At 49.7% G+C, this 17,069-nt stretch carries 12 protein-coding genes; 9 read left to right on the forward strand and 3 right to left on the reverse strand.

The window, feature by feature from the left end:
• Window positions 1-184: 184 nt before the first annotated feature.
• On the reverse strand, window positions 185-961 hold the full coding sequence (locus WG68_RS00180; RefSeq protein ID WP_046555643.1) for a PEP-CTERM sorting domain-containing protein: 777 nt from the start codon (window positions 959-961) through the stop codon (window positions 185-187).
• A gap of 523 nt (window positions 962-1,484) precedes the next feature.
• Between WG68_RS00180 and WG68_RS00185 the strand changes: the two genes are divergently transcribed.
• The 4 genes from WG68_RS00185 (at window position 1,485) to WG68_RS00200 (ending at window position 8,435) form a co-directional block, all read left to right on the forward strand.
• Window positions 1,485-2,384: an MlaA family lipoprotein gene (locus WG68_RS00185; RefSeq protein ID WP_046555644.1), complete on the forward strand. Its 900-nt coding sequence runs from the start codon at window positions 1,485-1,487 to the stop codon at window positions 2,382-2,384.
• A complete protein-coding gene (locus WG68_RS00190; RefSeq protein ID WP_200897509.1) occupies window positions 2,368-4,800 on the forward strand; it encodes an efflux RND transporter permease subunit in 2,433 nt (810 codons plus the stop codon). The genes WG68_RS00185 and WG68_RS00190 overlap by 17 nt, the downstream gene beginning before the upstream one ends.
• Before the next feature lie 125 nt (window positions 4,801-4,925).
• A complete protein-coding gene (locus WG68_RS00195) occupies window positions 4,926-7,580 on the forward strand; it encodes a hybrid sensor histidine kinase/response regulator (RefSeq protein ID WP_046555645.1) in 2,655 nt (884 codons plus the stop codon).
• 18 nt (window positions 7,581-7,598) lie between these two features.
• Window positions 7,599-8,435: an HDOD domain-containing protein gene (locus WG68_RS00200; RefSeq protein WP_046555646.1), complete on the forward strand. Its 837-nt coding sequence runs from the start codon at window positions 7,599-7,601 to the stop codon at window positions 8,433-8,435.
• Between the two features lie 21 nt (window positions 8,436-8,456).
• On the opposite strand, the gene WG68_RS00205 is transcribed toward WG68_RS00200, so the two are convergent.
• Together WG68_RS00205 and WG68_RS00210 are read right to left on the reverse strand one after the other, a co-directional pair.
• The gene (locus WG68_RS00205) at window positions 8,457-9,365 is read right to left on the reverse strand and encodes a recombination-associated protein RdgC (RefSeq protein WP_046555647.1); all 909 of its coding nucleotides are present in this window, start codon (window positions 9,363-9,365) and stop codon (window positions 8,457-8,459) included.
• Window positions 9,366-9,410: 45 nt separating this feature from the next.
• Complete coding sequence (locus WG68_RS00210; RefSeq protein WP_046555648.1) at window positions 9,411-11,159, reverse strand: sensor histidine kinase; 1,749 nt, start codon at window positions 11,157-11,159, stop codon at window positions 9,411-9,413.
• A 240-nt stretch (window positions 11,160-11,399) separates the two neighbouring features.
• On the opposite strand from WG68_RS00210, the gene WG68_RS00215 reads away from it, so the two are divergent.
• From WG68_RS00215 to thrB, 5 genes are all read left to right on the forward strand, one after another.
• Window positions 11,400-11,765 carry a response regulator gene (locus tag WG68_RS00215; RefSeq protein WP_046555649.1) on the forward strand — a complete coding sequence of 122 codons (366 nt, stop codon included), beginning with the start codon at window positions 11,400-11,402 and terminating at the stop codon, window positions 11,763-11,765.
• On the forward strand, window positions 11,762-12,376 hold the full coding sequence (locus WG68_RS00220) for a hypothetical protein (RefSeq protein WP_046555650.1): 615 nt from the start codon (window positions 11,762-11,764) through the stop codon (window positions 12,374-12,376). Before WG68_RS00215 ends, WG68_RS00220 begins: the two co-directional genes overlap by 4 nt.
• Window positions 12,376-13,344 (forward strand): sensor domain-containing diguanylate cyclase, encoded by a 969-nt coding sequence (locus WG68_RS00225; protein WP_046555651.1) that lies wholly within the window; start codon window positions 12,376-12,378, stop codon window positions 13,342-13,344. The genes WG68_RS00220 and WG68_RS00225 overlap by 1 nt, the downstream gene beginning before the upstream one ends.
• Before the next feature lie 262 nt (window positions 13,345-13,606).
• Window positions 13,607-16,063 (forward strand): bifunctional aspartate kinase/homoserine dehydrogenase I, encoded by a 2,457-nt coding sequence (thrA, locus tag WG68_RS00230; RefSeq protein WP_046555652.1) that lies wholly within the window; start codon window positions 13,607-13,609, stop codon window positions 16,061-16,063.
• A gap of 5 nt (window positions 16,064-16,068) precedes the next feature.
• A complete protein-coding gene (gene thrB / locus WG68_RS00235; protein ID WP_200897510.1) occupies window positions 16,069-17,067 on the forward strand; it encodes a homoserine kinase in 999 nt (332 codons plus the stop codon).
• Window positions 17,068-17,069 lie beyond the last annotated feature (2 nt).

A 17,069-nucleotide genomic window follows, 5' to 3' on the forward strand; every position in this document is an offset into this window, starting at 1 on the left:
ATTGTCTGACTGATTCAGGCGGGAAAAGCTGCAAAGAGAAGGCCTCGGCCTTACAACACAAACCCCGGCGTTAAAAACCGGGGTTTATTATTAACCCCAGTGGCAACTTTAAGGGTTGCCACTGGGATAAATCGGTCTAAAAAACGCGATGTAGTAAAAGTTATTGTATAGAGCCCGGAAAAAATTACTGCTTGCTTCGGCGCTGATATCTTGCACTAAACGCACAAAGCCCCAGTCCGAGAAGAAAAAGAGAGCCTGGCTCGGGAATAGAGGCGGCCCGGACTTCCCATTCGGATATCCACCATAGATCTGTACTCCTAAAACTCCCATTGGCGTTAACTGTTCCTCCCAAAACATTGTCTTCAACTGTATAAGAACCATCAATCAGCAACCAATGATTTACCCTGGGATATGAATTGCGACAGGCATTAAGTCCACCAGCCAAAGTTGCACCTGCATTAAGTCCGGCTGTTGGTGCCCCGTCACAGGCAAAAATATCAATTTGATTAACCTGCCCCAAGATGAGATCTTGCTGTATATCAAAATACGTGGCGGCATTGTTTACATCTAGCCAGTTCTCTCCTTTAAATACACCATTGATGAAGAGCGCGAAATAGTCATCGGCCATAATTGTGATGTTTCCCCAGACATACTGTTGTATACCATTAAAGTCCTGAGGGGGTAGCGTGAATGTCTTGCGAAAATGAACCATATTAGGCCCTGTTGCGTCACCCGCACAGCTTTCCAAGGGGGGCTCGCAGTACCATACATATTCAGGCCCTGAGGCAATATACTCGGTGGAAGCCGGCGGTGGATTGCTGAATGTTACAACGGAGCTCTCTGTCCAGGGCGTGTAGATCAAACCTGCCGATGCACCTGCTGAGAACAAACCACCAGCAATAACCAGACTTGCAAAAGCAACTTTATGGTAAACTTTGATAATCCGAGTTTTAAGTTTCATATATTTTCACCTTATGTTGAACACACACTATGGCCTGTTCATGCACAGCAGATTGTCCGCCCCAAGGTATATATCAAAATAAATCCACATAATGGAGTTAGATTGATTGCGTGCAACGGAGGAGGCTGACGAAACTCCTAAAGAAAGAAATTTCACACGCATCGGCTAATACGCATAAAGTGTGCCCAGATACTGTTTAGTTTTTTAATGCAATGATATGGCTGTCTTTGTTAGAGAGTTGTTTTCTAGCGAGCTACTTACTGCCAAGCCAACTGTAAACCTTCCTGACTTCAGCTGAACAGTTAATGGTGAACTAAGCGAATAGAATGAAGTGACATACCTTTTACTGGCTTAGTTGATGGATCAAAAAAGAAGTTGGCCGATTAAAATATATTGGCAATTTAGTTAATTATAATGTGAATGAATTTTAAAAGGCGCCTAGGCGCCTTTTTTGTTTAACGTGTTATGCTGCTGTTTTTATTGCAGGCGCAGCTGGCGCTGTTACGTTTTGCGGAGTTCCAGGATGAAACATCGTTATAGCCTAATCTGGCTGCTGGCGTTTGGTCTGACAGGGTGTGCCAGCCCGTCTGAACCAGTTGCTGCTGACAACGGCAGCCAGCCTGCCAGCGCCACGCAGAGCCAGGACGCGGCCAATGCCGGAAGCAAACAGATCAGCGCCGCAGAGCAACTGGCCTCTGGCAAGACCACTCGTATTACTACATCGCAAGGTACTCTCGACATAGAACCCACTGTGGTTGATATGGAACCCCGTGCTGATGAAACGGCGGCAGAGGGTGGGGCAGCTATACCGTATGCTGATCCACTGAAAGTTTGGAACCGGGCAATGTTTCGTTTTAATCATGTTTCCTATACCTATGCGTTAATTCCGCTGGCGAAAGGCTATGAAAAAGTGCTGCCAGCGCCGGTGCGCGCTAAAGTCGGCAATGCCTTTGCCAATATCCGAGAGCCGCTGAATTTGGTTAATAATGCGCTTAGCGGCAATATTAAAGGAGCTGGCGCTAATCTGGGACGTTTTGTGATTAACTCTACAGTGGGGATCTTTGGTCTGTTCGACCCGGCGACCGCCTGGTTTGACATTGCCGAATCAAAACAAAGCATTGCTGACACACTTAGCCATTATAATGTTGGGCACGGTCCCTATTTAGTCTTACCCATTCTGGGGCAAAGTGATTTGCGCGGTGCTACCTCTGTGGTGGGGGAAGCCCTGTTGCACCCGCTGAACCAGCTGGTTGATGCGCCCGAGTTGTATTACATCCAGGGGCTGAATATTATCAACAGCTTCTCTGATCGTGCCGACCTTTATCAAACCTTGTATCAGCAGGCTGAAGATCCTTATATTTATTTTCGTAACCAGCATTTGCAGGGCGTAAAACGGGATGAAGCCTATGTCAAACCAGAGTAAGCCTGGCGGCATTAACCAATGGCTGGCCATGACAATAGTGCGCTCGCGGCTGCTGATTATTGGTTTGTTTGTGTTGTTGATTGCCATTGCTCTGGCTTTTTTAAATCAGTTCCGGATTGACGCCTCAGCCGAAACCTTACTGGTAAAGAACAACGCGTTGTATATTCAAAGCCAGCTGGCTAATCAGCGCTTCTCACCCGATGAATTCATTCTGGTGGCTTATAAACCAGCAGATGGTGAGTTATTCTCTGCACAGACCTTTGCCGATATTACCGCTTTAAGTGCCAATTATGCCAGCTTAGCGCGGGTTAGCTCTGTTACCTCCATGCTGACGGTGCCACTGCTGGCAGATGCCAGCGCTTTTACCTCGGGTACCGACGTCGGCAGTTTAACCTGGCAGCAGCAACAGTATTCACCTGCGCAAATGCGCCAGCTGTTAACCGACCATCCCATTTTCACCGATTTATTGCTGAATAAAGCGCAAACTGCTGCCGGGATTCAAATTGTTTTTGAAGCCGATGCGGAACTGACCGAACTTGACCAGCAAATCCTCGACATCCAGCAGCATACACTGAGCCGCGAGTTGAACGCAGATGAAGAGGCAAGGCTTAAGCAATTGCAGCGCGCTGCTGATCCGATACGCCAGCAGCTTACCAAACAGCGGCAGCAGGAAATTGAACAGATTGAGCAATTTAACCAGCAGGTAAGCGAGCATGCCAGCACTTATGTTGGTGGGGCTTATGTGGTGGGGCAACACCTTATTACCATGATAAAAAGTGATTTAACCACCTTTGGCCTGGCGATAGCGCTGATTATTGCCGCGCTGCTGCTGGCGATTTATCGCAGCTGGCGCTGGGTGTTTTTTCCGCTGCTTAGTTGTAGTGTCAGTGTGCTGCTGACCTGTGGTTTATTTGGCTTACTGGATTTGCGCACCACTGTGATCTCGGCCAACTTTATTGCGTTACAGCTTATTTTAACGCTGGCAGTGATGATCCATCTGCTGGGGGCTTACCGGGAAATCGCCCGTGATAAGCCACAGCACAGCCAGCAACAGCGGGTGATTGGCATGTTACAGCAGAAAATTGCGCCATGCTTTTATGCCACCCTGACCACCTCAGTGGGGTTTGGTTCGCTGATTTTTAGTGGTATTCAGCCGGTGGTCGATTTTGGTTTTATGATGCTGATCGCGATGCTGATCACCATGAGCGTGAGTTTACTGTTATTTCCGGCGCTGCTCAGTTTACTGCAAGCACGCAGCGAAACCGCCGAGTTCGGTTGGTTACAGCAAGGCTTACAGCGGCTTGCTGCTATGGTAAAGCGTTGGCCATACCCGATTTCGCTCAGTGTACTGCTGCTCTTTGTGCTGCTGGCTACCGGCATCAGCCGGCTGAATGTGGAGAACAGTTTTATTAACTACTTTGCCAAAGACACTCAGGTACACCGCGAACTGGCGTTTATTGACCAGCAATTTGGTGGCTCTACGCCGTTGGACATTGTGATAACCCTTGACCCGGCACAGGCTAAGCCTGATCTGTTGATTGCCGCCACTCAGCTTAATCAGTTACATCTGGCCCATGCTGCCGTTAATGCGTTTGAGGCCACCGGCAGTGTTACGTCGTTAATTAATTTCACTACGTTGGCCCGGCAGCTCAATCAAGACAGACCGCTTACCGAGTACGAGCTGGATACCATTTATGAGATGCTCAGCAGCAAAGTCACCAATCAACTGGTCGGGGCCTATCTGGCCGATGCGCCGCAGCAGGTAAGGATTGCCAGCCGTATTCAGGATACAACCGAGGGCTTAAGCCGTGAGCAGCTGATGCAACAATTACATCAGGATTTACAAACGGTGGGCCTAGCGCAAGAAGACTATCAGCTTACCAATCTGTTTGTGTTGTATCAGGATATATTGTCCCGCTTATTTGACTCGCAAGTTAAAACACTTGGGCTGGTCTATCTGGCGTTGGGTCTGGTATTACTGGGGATATTTCGTTCGCTGAAAATAGCGGTGATTGCGCTTGTCCCTAATGTGCTTACCACGCTGGGTATTGTTGGCTTTATCGGCTGGTTAAATATCCCGCTGGATTTAATGACCATAACTATCGCAGCCATTGCCATGGGCATAGCCGTCGATGACACCATCCACTTTGTGCATAACTACCTGCTACAACCGGCTGAAAATGCGCTTGGCGCCACCTTTGCGCACACCGGGATGGCCATTGTCTTTACCTCGGTGATTATTGCTGCGGGCTTTGCGGTATTTGGCTTTTCTGATTTCCTGCCCAGTGTTTACTTTGGCATATTAACGGCGGCGGCAATGTTGATGGCGTTATTTACCAATATCACTATTTTACCGGCGCTGTTACATTGTTTTGTGCAGGCGGCGCCGACCGGGCAGCAAGTGAGCGCAGCCTGAGTCGTTAATCTGTTAAACGGCGGTATGGGCAGCGCCTTGTGCCAAGATGCTTGTAGCCAGTCAGTTAGCTGGTTATGCTGTGGTTATTACCTATATTTTAAAGTATAAGTCAGGCTCGTGTTGTTATGAGGTTAAGAGAAACGCTGGTTGCCTATATGTTGCCGCTACTGATCCTACCGGTGCTGTTGTTCGGCTACCTGGCGTATCAGTACAGCCAGCGGTTTTGGCAACAACAAACTTTTTATCAGGTGCGCAGTGCGCTGGCCACACAACAGCAACAATTGCATGACTTTATTAATACTGAGCAAACCCAGTTGCAGATGCTGGCCCTGAATCCTGAATTGCAGGCGTATTTGCAAACTAGCGATAATACGCTGTTGCCGGCATTGTTAAACTACTGGCAGCGCTTTAGCGCCCAACAGCCCGGGATAGAAGCGATTAAACTGGTGCAGTTAAATGGCGAGTACGCCCTGCATCTGCCTGAGCTGAATAACCCTGTGGCGGTGCCCAACCGTTTTCGCAATGAATATTTTTCCCCGTTACAGGCGATGATTGACGAGCAAGGCTATTTTCTGGCGCCGCTACCTGACAGTCGAGAGCGTAAACTTTTTTTTGCCAAAAAGCTGTATGTCAGCTCGTTAACCGAGTCTCGCCGGCTATGGGGGTATCTGGTGATCATGGTGAGCCCGGCTTTGCTGGACAATATTGTTAAGTCACCCTATACCAGTAACAGTGTCAGCCTAATTATCACCAAAACGGCGACTATTGCCTATGCAGCCGATCCGGTGTTGATTAGCAGTGCCTTTGCACCAACTAACTTTCGGCAAATTCAGCAAAGTATCGCTGCCGATAGTCTGAAATCGGTGCTATTGCTTGGCCAGTACCGCGAGTTACTGGGCGTGCCGTTACCTGGTAACTACCAGTTGTTGTACGGGCTTGACCCGCAACAATTATACGGGGAGCAACGCTGGTTTTCACGGGTGTTACTACTGCTGATGGTGCTGATTTGCCTGTTGCTGCCCTTACTGGTGTATTGGTTGTTGATTAAACATATTTTCAGCCCGGTGAAACAACTGACTGCCGCCAAAACGGCCGTTGGGCGTGGTGATTTATCGGTGCTGCTGGAAGTGAAAAAGCAGGATGAACTGGGCGATATGTTTGCCGCCTTTAACGTTATGGTGCGCCAGCTAAGGGTTTATCGTGAGCGTGAGCGCGCTTATAAACAGCAATTAGAAGATAAAGTATTACGCCGTACTCAGGACTTAGCCCGGGCCAATGACGACTTAGCGGGCGCCAATCAGGAGTTGATCCTGGCGCGGGAAACTGCCGAGCAGGCTAACCGGCTGAAAAGCGTGTTTCTGGCTAATATGAGCCATGAAATCCGCACGCCATTAACGGCAATTATTGGCTTTAGCGAGCAAGCTTTACAGGAAGATGATCAGCATAAACGCCAGGATTATCTAAACCGGGTATTGAAAAGCGGCGATCATTTACTGGGCCTGATTAATGATATTCTGGACTTATCAAAAATTGAAGCTGACAAGCTTGAATTAAACCGGGAACCCTTTGACTGTCTGGCCGCTATTGATGACATTTTTCAGTTGGCGTGTGAGCAGGCACAAAGTAAAGGTTTAACGTGTCAGTTAAAATGGCAGTTTCCTCTGCCACAAACCCTGATCAATGATAGCCTGCGCTTTCGCCAGGTATTACTTAACCTCAGCAGCAATGCAGTGAAATTTACCCAGCAAGGTAAGGTGATATTTCAGGTCAGCTATGACCAGTTGGCCAGACAATTATCCATTAAAGTGAAAGATACCGGCATTGGCATGAACCCGGATGAACTGGCGCGGATTTTCCGCCCCTTTGTGCAGGCCGATGCCACGGTGACCCGCCATTTTGGCGGAACCGGTTTAGGCCTGGTGATTTCGAAAAAGCTGGTTGAACAAATGGACGGTGATATTCAGGTTGAGAGCGTCAAAGGTATCGGCAGCTGCTTTGAAGTGATATTACGTTGTCAGCATCAGGAGATTAACCTGGTAGATGATTATCAGCCGCAACAGAAGCCATCAGAAAATATCAGTCCGCTGCCGGCAGATAACTCGGTGCGGGTGTTGGTTGCTGAAGATAATCCCGATAACCAGTTGTTGTTAAAGTTGCTGCTAGAGAAAAGTCACGCTACGGTGGTAGTAGTGGACAATGGCCACAAAGCAGTAGAGCGGGTGCTGAATGATGAGTTTGATTTGGTATTTATGGATATGCAAATGCCGCTGATGGGCGGTGAAGAAGCAACCCGCTTAATCAGACACGCGGGCATAGAGGTACCGATTATCGCCGTTACCGCCAACGTGATGAGTGAAGATGTCGATCGCTATAAAAGTGCCGGATGTCAGGCGCTATTAGGCAAGCCTGTGGTACAAAGCGAGTTTTTAGCACTGCTCAGCCGCTTTGCCCATGTGCGGAAAAACACTGAAAACGATTGGTTGCAGCAATTAGAGCTTGATCCGCAGCTGCAGGCATTAAAACGGCAGTTTGGCCGGCAATTGCCAATATTGATAGCGGAGTTACAGCAGTATTGGCAGGCTGAAAACTGGTCAGCGCTGCGCTTTGCAGCTCACAGCCTGAAAGGCAGTGCCGGCAGCATGGGCTACCCGGATGTCACCCGTATAGCCGGCGAAATTGAGCAAGCGGTAACCAGGCAGCCGGCAGCAATAGCGGCGTTACTGGAGCAGATGCTACAACATATTGAACACAGCGAGCCAGCAAATCAGCCTGATCGTTAATTAGTCACAGGAGTTGCTATGAGTGCACAGCGTGCGTTATTAATTATTCTGGATGAGAAAATTCGTGCCGACCGGCTGGTGTTACCCACCTTGCCTGATATCGCGCTGCGTGTGCGGGAACGGGCCGATGATCCGCAAATCAGCCTGCAGCAAATGGCTGAAGTTATCAGTCAGGATCCGGCGCTGTCTGCCCGGATGATCAAAGTTGCTAACAGCGCCTTCATGGGGCGCTCTATTCAGGTGAACAGTTTAAATCAGGCGGTAACACGAATAGGCCTGAGCCAGATCAAAAATATCTCCATTGCGATGGCGATGGAACAGCTATTTGTGTCACAACATCAGCAAGTGCAGCAACAGCTCGACCGTTTATGGCGCGATAGCGTACAAACGGCCAGTGTTGCTGTAGCGTGTTTGCAATTCTATAAAGCCCGCTATAGTCAATGTAAACTTAGTAGTGATGTGATGGCCCTGGCGGCGCTGGTGCATAATATTGGTGCTTTGCCAGTACTGATTGAAGCTGAACGCCATCCCGAGGTGTTTGGTCACCCGGCGTTTATGCAAACACTGATTGATAAGATAGCGGCGGTGATTGGTTTAAAAATTATGCAAAGCTGGGGCTTTGCTGCAGAATTTATGCCGGTGGTTAAGCACTGGCGTCTGGCGCAAAGTGAGCCCGAGGCAAGCTATACCGATTTTATCCGGCTGGCAGCACTGAGCCGTGGTTACTACCGGCCTGAGCAGGCGCAACCCTTGCTGGCTGACTATGTCGCCCGCGACCTGATACCGGTTCCGGAATTTATGCAACAACACGACATTGCGCAGCGTTATCAGGATGTGCGGGCATTATTTAATTAATAGCTGTTAACGCAGCGCGGTTCATGACTCATTATTGGCGTGTTGCAGTTGGTTAGCAATCGCCTGTAACGCCTGGTTCAGGCTGCTGCTCATCAGTAGTAAGTCGGCATCAAGTCGCAGGCTCAGGTCTTCCCAGCCCAGCTCTTCGTTCTGTCCGGTTAACAACTCATGATATTTAATGCCTTTAATACTGCTGTCATCACTGACATGCAGGCTTAAACCCTCCGTCTGCTGCAGCGCAATCTTGGTGACCAGCTTATCTTGCAGGTGGCTTTGTACCTCGTCGGCACTGAGCAGATGATTGGTAAATTTTACCTTGGCGCCTTCTTCATCCGGCGCTTTTAATTCGGCATCATTACCCAGTACAAAACCCTCCGGCAGCGCCTGATTTTGTAGCCACAGCTGTAAATGCGAGTTCAGTTTATGGTTGTCCAGCCACGGCAAGGCTGGTAATGAACCCAGGGCCTTGCGTAACAAAGCCAGAATATCTTCAGCTTTACCGGCACCACCGGTATTAATAACTAACCAGTTATGCTCGGCATCGTAATAACCATGGGTCAGAGTAGAGCGGCTGAAAGCGCGCGGTAATAAGGTTTGGATCAGCTCTTCTTTTAAACTCTGCTTCTCTTTGCGACTAAGCGAACGGCCCTGCTCGGCGGCCATGGCATCAATTTTGGGTTGCAACTCTTCGTTAATTACCGCTGCAGGTAACACTTTTTCCTGCCGTTTTACCGCAAACAGCCAGCCCTGAGCCATTGGATGCAGATACTGTTTAATACTGGCGTGCAGGGGAAAACTAAAGCCGGTTTTTACTGCTTCCTGGCCGGTGCAGGGCGCAAATTTAAATTCAGCCAGCGCGGCTTCCAGTTGTTGCGGATCGGTGCTGAGCGGGCCAGTTAACTTATAAACCCGGATATTCTTAAACCACATATCAAATCTATCCTTCACTTAACAAGCTGGCGAGTATAACGCGGATCAGTTGTCAAGTTTAAGATTTTTTGGAAAGCGAATATGGTAGTGCAGGCCCTGGCCTGGTTCGCTGCTGACGCTAATACTACCGCCCAGGGTTTGCCGCACCAGGTTATACGTAATATGCGTTCCCAGGCCGCTACCGCCTTGTTCGCGTTTGGTGGTAAAAAACGGATGAAACAGCTTTTCCAGTTGCTCTGCCGTTAAGCCTTTGCCGTTATCACTGAAGCGAATATCGACATTATTGTCTTCATCTAACACTGTGATCCGGATTAAACCTTCTTTCACATCCTCAAAACCGTGGATCAGCGAATTCATCAGTAAGTTGGTGAAAATTTGTGAAATAGCACCTGCCGGGCAACGCAGGATAATATTATCCGGGCAGTTTACTTCCACCTGATGCTGCGTTTTTTTAAAGTTTGGCTGCAATGAACGGATCACTTCGTTAATGTACTCGGCCAGGTTAATGGTGCGGATGGCTTCGCTGGCCTGGTCTACGGCAATTTGTTTAAAGCTGGCAATTAGTTCAGAGGCACGGCTTAAATTTGACTGCAGTAAGTCGGTGCCTTGCAGCGCTTCGGTAATAAAGGCTTCCAGCGTTTTTGAGGTTAGCGACTTGTCGTTAAATGCCTGTTGCAGGCTGATCAGTTTCTCCGCCAGAAAACTGGTTGCCGTCACGCCAATACCTACCGGTGTATTCACTTCATGGGTAATGCCGGCGACCAGACCACCCAGTGCAGCCATTTTTTCTGATTGTACCAGACGGTCCTGCGCTTGATTTAAATGCTCAACCAGTTGCTCCAGCTCGGTTTGTTTACTGCGCAGGGCGTCTTCAGTGTGGCGGCGGCGTTCAATTTCTTCCCGCAGACTTTGTTGTTTTAGTTCCAGTTCTTGCTTTTGTTGCTGTAAGTCCATCATGGCCTGGCTTAAGCCTGAGGTTTTGCGGGCCACTTCCTGCTCCAGCAGTAAGTTTTGCTGATCCAGCTTTTCGTTCGACGTTAGCAGTTGTTTCTGAGTGTTGCCCAGCTGCGCTTTGTAATCCTGCAGCCGGTTAATCAGCCGGTTGTAAGCATCGGCCATTAAGGTTAATTCTGATGACTCAGTTTTACTGATTTCTACCCGGGCGCCATCGAGCTGATCAAGTTCTAAATCTTCAATTTGCCGGCTTAGTTCGGCCAGTGGTTCGGTTAATTGTTTACGAAATGCCATTAAAAACAGAATAATCAGAAAAGTGGTTTTTAGCATGGCATTTCCCACCAGGAAATAAATGCCAACTTTGATCCGGTCGATAACCACCGACCGACTGGAAAACAGCGTCACATCGCCAACCTGGGTCGCCCGGCCGGAAAACTCAAAAATAAGTGGAAAGGTATAACCGAAAATGCCTGATTGCTGCTCAGTCAGGCGAACCCCTTCGCGCACCAACTGGCTGCTGAAACGCTCGCGGACATCAATATAGCGACCCAGCAGGGTGATGACCGCACCGCTGTCGTCGCGCACCACTATACCCTCAACCGCTGGTATCGACAACAAACCGTCAGCGATGATCAGTGCTTGTGGTGTATTAAGTTCCCAGATGGCCCGGGTCAGACTACCGGAGAAGGTTTGCTGCAGGGTTTCCAGATCGCTGTTGATTAAGTTTTTGGTGTTGTAGTACTCCGCGACAATCTGGCCGATTGTCACCACTAGGGTCAGAATAAAATAGACTGACAATACTTTGGTAAGCAGATTGCGGGACAGGCTTTTTTGCTGCATGCAATAACCTTTTTTCACCGGTTTATTTAAGACGAAGTCTGGTCCACCTTACCCAATAACGTCACATTTTAAAATAGCTGGCGCTAAATAAGTGTTGTAATGCTGCAAGGCTTTGCAAAACGCTTTCAACCTGAACCCTGGTTACCGCTAATTATTAGCGGGATATTGCTTTATGCCAGTCATCTGTATATATTTTTTAACCAATACTCACCAAAATACAACTTATAACAGGCAGTACTGATGGCTTTAACCGCTTTAATTTGTGATGACTCACTGTTAGCCCGTAATCAAATGAAAAAATCCCTGCCAGCGAGCTTCGATGCTGAGATAGTGACGGCCACTAACGGCATGGAAGCATTAGCGGTGTTACGCAACCAGGAAATTGGCGTGGTATTTTTAGACCTGACTATGCCTGAGCTGGATGGGGTAGGTGTTCTGGAAGCGATTAAAGCGGAAAAAATGGATGTTTTTGTAATCGTGGTCTCGGCAGATATTCAGCCAGAAATGCAAAAACGGGTAATGGATCTCGGTGCGCTGGCCTTTATTCAAAAGCCAGTGAATGCCGATAAACTCGGCGCAGTGATGCGCCAATATGGGTTGATATGACCGAAATGAGCTTTACTGAAGAGCAGCGTGACTGCTTACAGGAATTGATAAATGTGGCGATGGGCCTGGCAAGTGACAAACTTGCCCGTTTTCTCAATACCTTTGTGCATTTGCAGGTGCCGGCGATTGGCCTGGTGAATGCAGCTGATATTCCTGAGCAGTTTCGTGGCCAGTATCAGGGGCTGAACAGTTCGATGATTAGCCTGGGTTTTTTTGGTGACGGTGGCTTACGTGGCGAAACCATTTTACTGTATCAGCTGGATAATGCCGGTAAAATTTCCGCTTTGCTCGGTTATGATGATGACGCTACCAGTGAAACCGAAATGCTAACCGACATCAGCTCTATTTTAACCACCACCTTTTTAAATGGTCTGGCAGAGCAGCTGGATAACAGCTTTTCTTATGCTGCGCCGCGGGTGATTTCCTCGCGTGACAATGATTTTATCAGCAAGCTGGAGCAAACCGCTTTTCATTGGCAGTTAGCGTTGAAAGTAGATATTCGATACGAGCTTACCGATTACAGCTTTGACTGTAATATGATTTTATTGATCCCGGGCGAAGCGGTATTAAAACTGAAAACTATTTTGGATAATGTGCTGGCGGAATTCTGATGAATATTGACTGGCTGTCAGGCCCGTTAATGCAGCAACTCAACAGCGGTGTTATTCTGCTGAACAGTTCACTGCAAATTGTCTATATCAATCCGTATATTTGCCGTCGCGCCGACATTCAGCTGGAGCAGGTGACAGGCAAAGATCTGTTCAGTGTGTTTACTGATGCCCCTAAAGCCTGGCTTAGCCGCAAGCTAGCCAGTGTCCTGAGTTTACAAAGCCCGGCGTTTAGTTCCTGGGAGCAGCGCCAGTATATTTTTAAATTACCCCATTTGCGTCCTATCAGCAGCAGCAATCAGTATATGGCACAAAACTGTAATATGCTGCCGCTTACCGAGCCTGGCAGCGGTGAACATTATGTCTGTTTACTGATTGAAGACGCTACGGATGCTTATGTGTATCAAAGCCAGCTGCAGCAAACTAATTTGCAGTTGCAGCAGGTTAACCGGCTGGATGGTCTGACGGGAGTGTTTAATCGCCATTATTGGCAACAACAGCTTGAAGTGGAAGTGCAGCGTGCCAGCCGTTATCAGCATCCGTTGTCGTTGTTGTTTTTTGATTTGGACAAATTTAAACGTCTTAATGATGAGTATGGTCATCAGGCCGGCGATTTGGTGCTGATCGAGGTCGCAAAACTGATCGGTAGCCTGCTGCGGGAAATGGATTTATTTGGCCGTTACGGTGGTGAAGAATTTGCAATAATTTTACCCGATACGCCATTAGACGGCGCAATAGAAGTCGCAAAACGGATCTGCCGGCGGGTAGAGCTGACACCGGTGCAATATCAACGACAGCAGCTCAATACCAGTGTCAGTGTCGGCGTGAGTGAATATTACACCGGACTTAGCGGCGATGAGTTTATTCAGCAAGCGGATTTGGCCTTGTACCAGGCTAAACGCAGCGGCCGCAATCAGGTAGTGAGCTATTACCCTGAGCTGGTAGATTCCCTTAAAAAGGTAAAATCGTGAAGGTGACCATTTTTTGTTTGACAGACGTCTATAAGTCTGTGCATAGTGCTTAACATGAAAATAAAAACAGCAGACCTCACCACCATTATTATTACCACCAGCCCTGCGGGGTAGGAGGTCGGCGGTGTGTTGTCTGTAAAAAGGCCCGTGACCTCAAATGTCACGGGCCTTTTTTTTAGAGTTTAACAGGTGAATACCTGGCCTTGGTCGGCAATAACAACATAACAACATAACGACTCATTCGATGCGCAAGGAGTAATACATGAGAGTGTTAAAATTTGGCGGCTCGTCGCTGGCATCACTGCCACGCTTTGCCGAGGTTGCGCAAATCGTGCAACGCCAGGCCGCTACTGGCCCGGTTTGCCTGGTGTTGTCCGCGCCACAGGGCGTGACCAATATGTTAGTAGAGTTATCCGACCTTGCTTTTCTGGGGTCAGACTATCAGGGCGTGTTAAGCGCTTTAACCGCACGCTATCAGCAATTGCTGCATGAGGCGGTAACGTTAACCGCAGAGCAGGTGAGCCAGGTGCAGGCCTTGTGCCAGCAGCAACTGGCGCAACTGGCGTTGCATTTGCAGGGCATCAGCTTGCTGCGGCATTGTCCGGATCATATTAAAGCGCAAATTCTGGGGCTGGGAGAGCAGTTCAGTGTGGCACTGATGACAGCCTTGCTTAAGGCCAACCAATTATCGGCCGTGGCCTTAGATGCAGTAAAGCTGATTAAAAGCCAGGGCGATTATCTGAATGCCAGCGCTGATATTGCTGGCTCTGAGCAAACGTTGCAGCAGGCTATTGCACAGCAGAGTGCAGCGGTATATGTGATTGCCGGTTTTGTATCCAGCAATAGTCAGGGCGAGCCTACCTTGCTGGGCCGCAACGGTTCTGACTACTCAGCCGCCATTGTCGCGGCCAGTATCCGGGCCGATGCCTGCGAGATTTGGACCGATGTGGATGGTGTATACAGCGCCGATCCGCGCCAGGTAAAACAAACGCGGCTGATTGACCGCTTATCCTACGACGAAGCGATGGAGCTGTCGTATTTTGGTGCCAAGGTGCTGCACCCGAAAACCATCGGGCCACTGGCGCGCTACCATATCCCTTGTTATATCAAGAACACCTTAAACCCTGCCGCACCTGGCACCTGTATTGACGTTAACGGCGATGGTGAGGCACTGGTGAAAGGCATTTCCAGCCTGGAACATCTGGCGCTGTTTACCGTGTCAGGCCCCGGGCTGAAAGGTGTGGTAGGGATGGCGAGCCGGGTATTCGCCTCCATGGCGCGCTCGCAAATTTCGGTCAGTTTAATCACCCAGTCATCTTCTGAATTCAGTATCAGCTTTTGTGTGTCACAGCTGCATCTGAACCGTGCTCAAAAAGCGCTGGAGCAGGAATTTGAGCTGGAACTGCAAACCGGCTTGCTGCGCCCGCTCAGCATCCTGGCCGATATGGCCATCGTCAGCCTGGTGGGGGATGGTATGCGTCAGCATCGAGGTGTTGCCGCCAAGTTTTTCGCCTCGTTAGCGCAGGCCCGGGTTAATGTGGTGGCTATTGCGCAGGATAGCAGCGAACGTTCTATTTCTGCAGTGGTGGAGCAGGCTGTCTGCAAAGACGCGGTGCGGGTCTGCCATGAGAACTTTTTCAGCCATATCCCCAGCATCGATGTGTTTCTGGTGGGCTGTGGCGTGGTGGGCGCCGAGTTGCTGGCGCAAATCGAGCGTCAGCAAAGCTTTTTACAGCAGCGCCAGGTCAAATTAACCGTTTATGGTATTGCCAACTCGCGCCAGTTATTGCTGGCTAAAGAGGGCGTCGATCTGAGCGCCTGGCAGGCGGATCTGAGCCAAAGCCAGGCGACATTTTCGCTGGCCGCATTAACCGATTTTGTGCGCCAGCAGCACTTAACCAACCCGGTGCTGGTCGATTGTACCAGTGCCGAGGATATTGCCAGCCAGTATGCTGATTTTCTGGCGGCCGGTTTTCATGTGGTAACACCGAATAAAAAAGCCAACACTGCCAGCCTGAGCTATTACCGGCAGTTGCGGCAGGTTGCCCAACAACAGCGGCGGCGGTTTTTATATGAAACCACCGTAGGGGCAGGGCTGCCGGTAATTGATACCTTGCAAGGCTTATTGAATGCCGGGGATGAGTTGCTGGCGTTCGAGGGCATTTTATCCGGTTCCTTGTCATATATTTTTGGTGAATTGGAAGCCGGTGCCAGCTTGTCAGAGGTGACCAGCAAAGCCAAAGCCATGGGCTTTACCGAACCTGATCCCCGCGATGATTTATCGGGCACCGATGTCGCCCGCAAGTTATTGATTATGGCCAGGGAAGCGGGCATGGCATTGGAGCTGAGCGATGTCAGCATTGAACCGGTATTGCCGGCCGATTTTGACAGCAGCGGCAGCACCGAGGATTTTATGGCGCGCTTGCCGGCGCTTGACGCGGCGTTTAGACAGCGGGTTAAAACGGCTGCCGCTGAGGGCAAGGTACTGCGTTATATTGGTGAAATCCGCGATGGCAAATGCGGGGTAGCGATCAAAACCCTGGCACAGGACCATCCGTTAGCTAAGGTCAAAGATGGTGAAAATGCGTTGGCTATGCACAGCCGCTATTATCAGCCCATTCCCTTTGTGCTGCGCGGTTATGGTGCCGGCGCTGCCGTGACGTCGGCTGGGGTATTCAGCGACATTATGCGCACCTTAAGCTGGCAGCAGCAGGTATAAGCATTATGATGACTAATACAAAGATATCCCGTTATTTTGCACCGGCATCTACCGGCAACTTTTCGGTCGGTTTTGATTTGCTGGGGGCGGCCTTTGAGCCGCTTGATGTCGCATCACATCAGGGTGAGCTGTTTGGTGATGTGCTGGAAATTCACGGTGAGCAGAGCGAGCTTAGCCTGCAAATCAGTGGCCGCTACCGCCATCAGTTACCGGCAGACAGCAGTGACAACTTAGTGCTGCAGTGTTTTTATGCGTTTGAGCAGGCCGTTGGTAAGCCCTTACCACGGCTGGCACTACACCTGAAGAAAAATCTGCCGGTAGGCAGTGGCCTTGGCTCCAGCGCCTGCTCTATAGTGGTGGCCTGTTTTGCTTATAATGATTACTTTGGCAAGCCGCTAAGCCAGCCACAGCTAATGCAATTGATGGCAGAGGCCGAAGGCGGGGTCAGTGGCAGTGTACACTATGATAACGTCGCGCCCAGCTTGCTGGGTGGGCTGCAATTAATGTTACCGGGTAGCGGTAAGCTAAGCCGGGCCTTGCCGTGGTTCAGCCACTGGCGGGTGGTATTAAGTTATCCTGGCACAGTGTTATCAACCAAGGCGGCGCGGGCGGTATTACCACAACAACTGAGCCTGGCGCAAAGTATTGAATTTGCTGGCACGCTAAGCCGTTTTGTCAGTGCCTTATATTGTCAGGACGAAGATGACGCCATTGCCGCGCTACAGGACCTGGTCGCAGAGCCGGCGCGCATACCGCTGATCCCGGAGCTGCCATCTCTGCGCGTAGCGTTAATGGCAAAGGGAGTGTTGCACCTGGGGATATCCGGCGCCGGGCCCACCTTATTTGCGCTTTGTCCGGATGACGCTGTTGCTGCTACTACTGCCGCTTATCTGCAGCAGCATTATGCCAAGAATGACGATGCCTGCACCCATGTTTGCCAATTATCTGCAGCCGGCGCCCGTGCGCTGGCGCCGGTGTCTGCCGATTTAAGCCATAGGAACTGACC

The sequence above is a fragment of the Arsukibacterium ikkense genome (assembly GCF_000987775.1).
In the GTDB taxonomy this organism is placed as follows: Bacteria; Pseudomonadota; Gammaproteobacteria; order Enterobacterales; family Alteromonadaceae; genus Alishewanella; species Alishewanella ikkense.

What these genes read in the sequence shown, in the direction of transcription:
- WG68_RS00180 (WP_046555643.1), bottom strand. Translation starts at nt 961, where the DNA reads ATGAAACTTAAAACTCGGATTATCAAAGTTTACCATAAAGTTGCTTTT.
- WG68_RS00185 (WP_046555644.1), top strand. Translation starts at nt 1,485, where the DNA reads ATGAAACATCGTTATAGCCTAATCTGGCTGCTGGCGTTTGGTCTGACA.
- WG68_RS00190 (WP_200897509.1), top strand. Translation starts at nt 2,368, where the DNA reads ATGTCAAACCAGAGTAAGCCTGGCGGCATTAACCAATGGCTGGCCATG.
- WG68_RS00195 (WP_046555645.1), top strand. Translation starts at nt 4,926, where the DNA reads ATGAGGTTAAGAGAAACGCTGGTTGCCTATATGTTGCCGCTACTGATC.
- WG68_RS00200 (WP_046555646.1), top strand. Translation starts at nt 7,599, where the DNA reads ATGAGTGCACAGCGTGCGTTATTAATTATTCTGGATGAGAAAATTCGT.
- WG68_RS00205 (WP_046555647.1), bottom strand. Translation starts at nt 9,365, where the DNA reads ATGTGGTTTAAGAATATCCGGGTTTATAAGTTAACTGGCCCGCTCAGC.
- WG68_RS00210 (WP_046555648.1), bottom strand. Translation starts at nt 11,159, where the DNA reads ATGCAGCAAAAAAGCCTGTCCCGCAATCTGCTTACCAAAGTATTGTCA.
- WG68_RS00215 (WP_046555649.1), top strand. Translation starts at nt 11,400, where the DNA reads ATGGCTTTAACCGCTTTAATTTGTGATGACTCACTGTTAGCCCGTAAT.
- WG68_RS00220 (WP_046555650.1), top strand. Translation starts at nt 11,762, where the DNA reads ATGACCGAAATGAGCTTTACTGAAGAGCAGCGTGACTGCTTACAGGAA.
- WG68_RS00225 (WP_046555651.1), top strand. Translation starts at nt 12,376, where the DNA reads ATGAATATTGACTGGCTGTCAGGCCCGTTAATGCAGCAACTCAACAGC.
- thrA (WP_046555652.1), top strand. Translation starts at nt 13,607, where the DNA reads ATGAGAGTGTTAAAATTTGGCGGCTCGTCGCTGGCATCACTGCCACGC.
- thrB (WP_200897510.1), top strand. Translation starts at nt 16,069, where the DNA reads ATGATGACTAATACAAAGATATCCCGTTATTTTGCACCGGCATCTACC.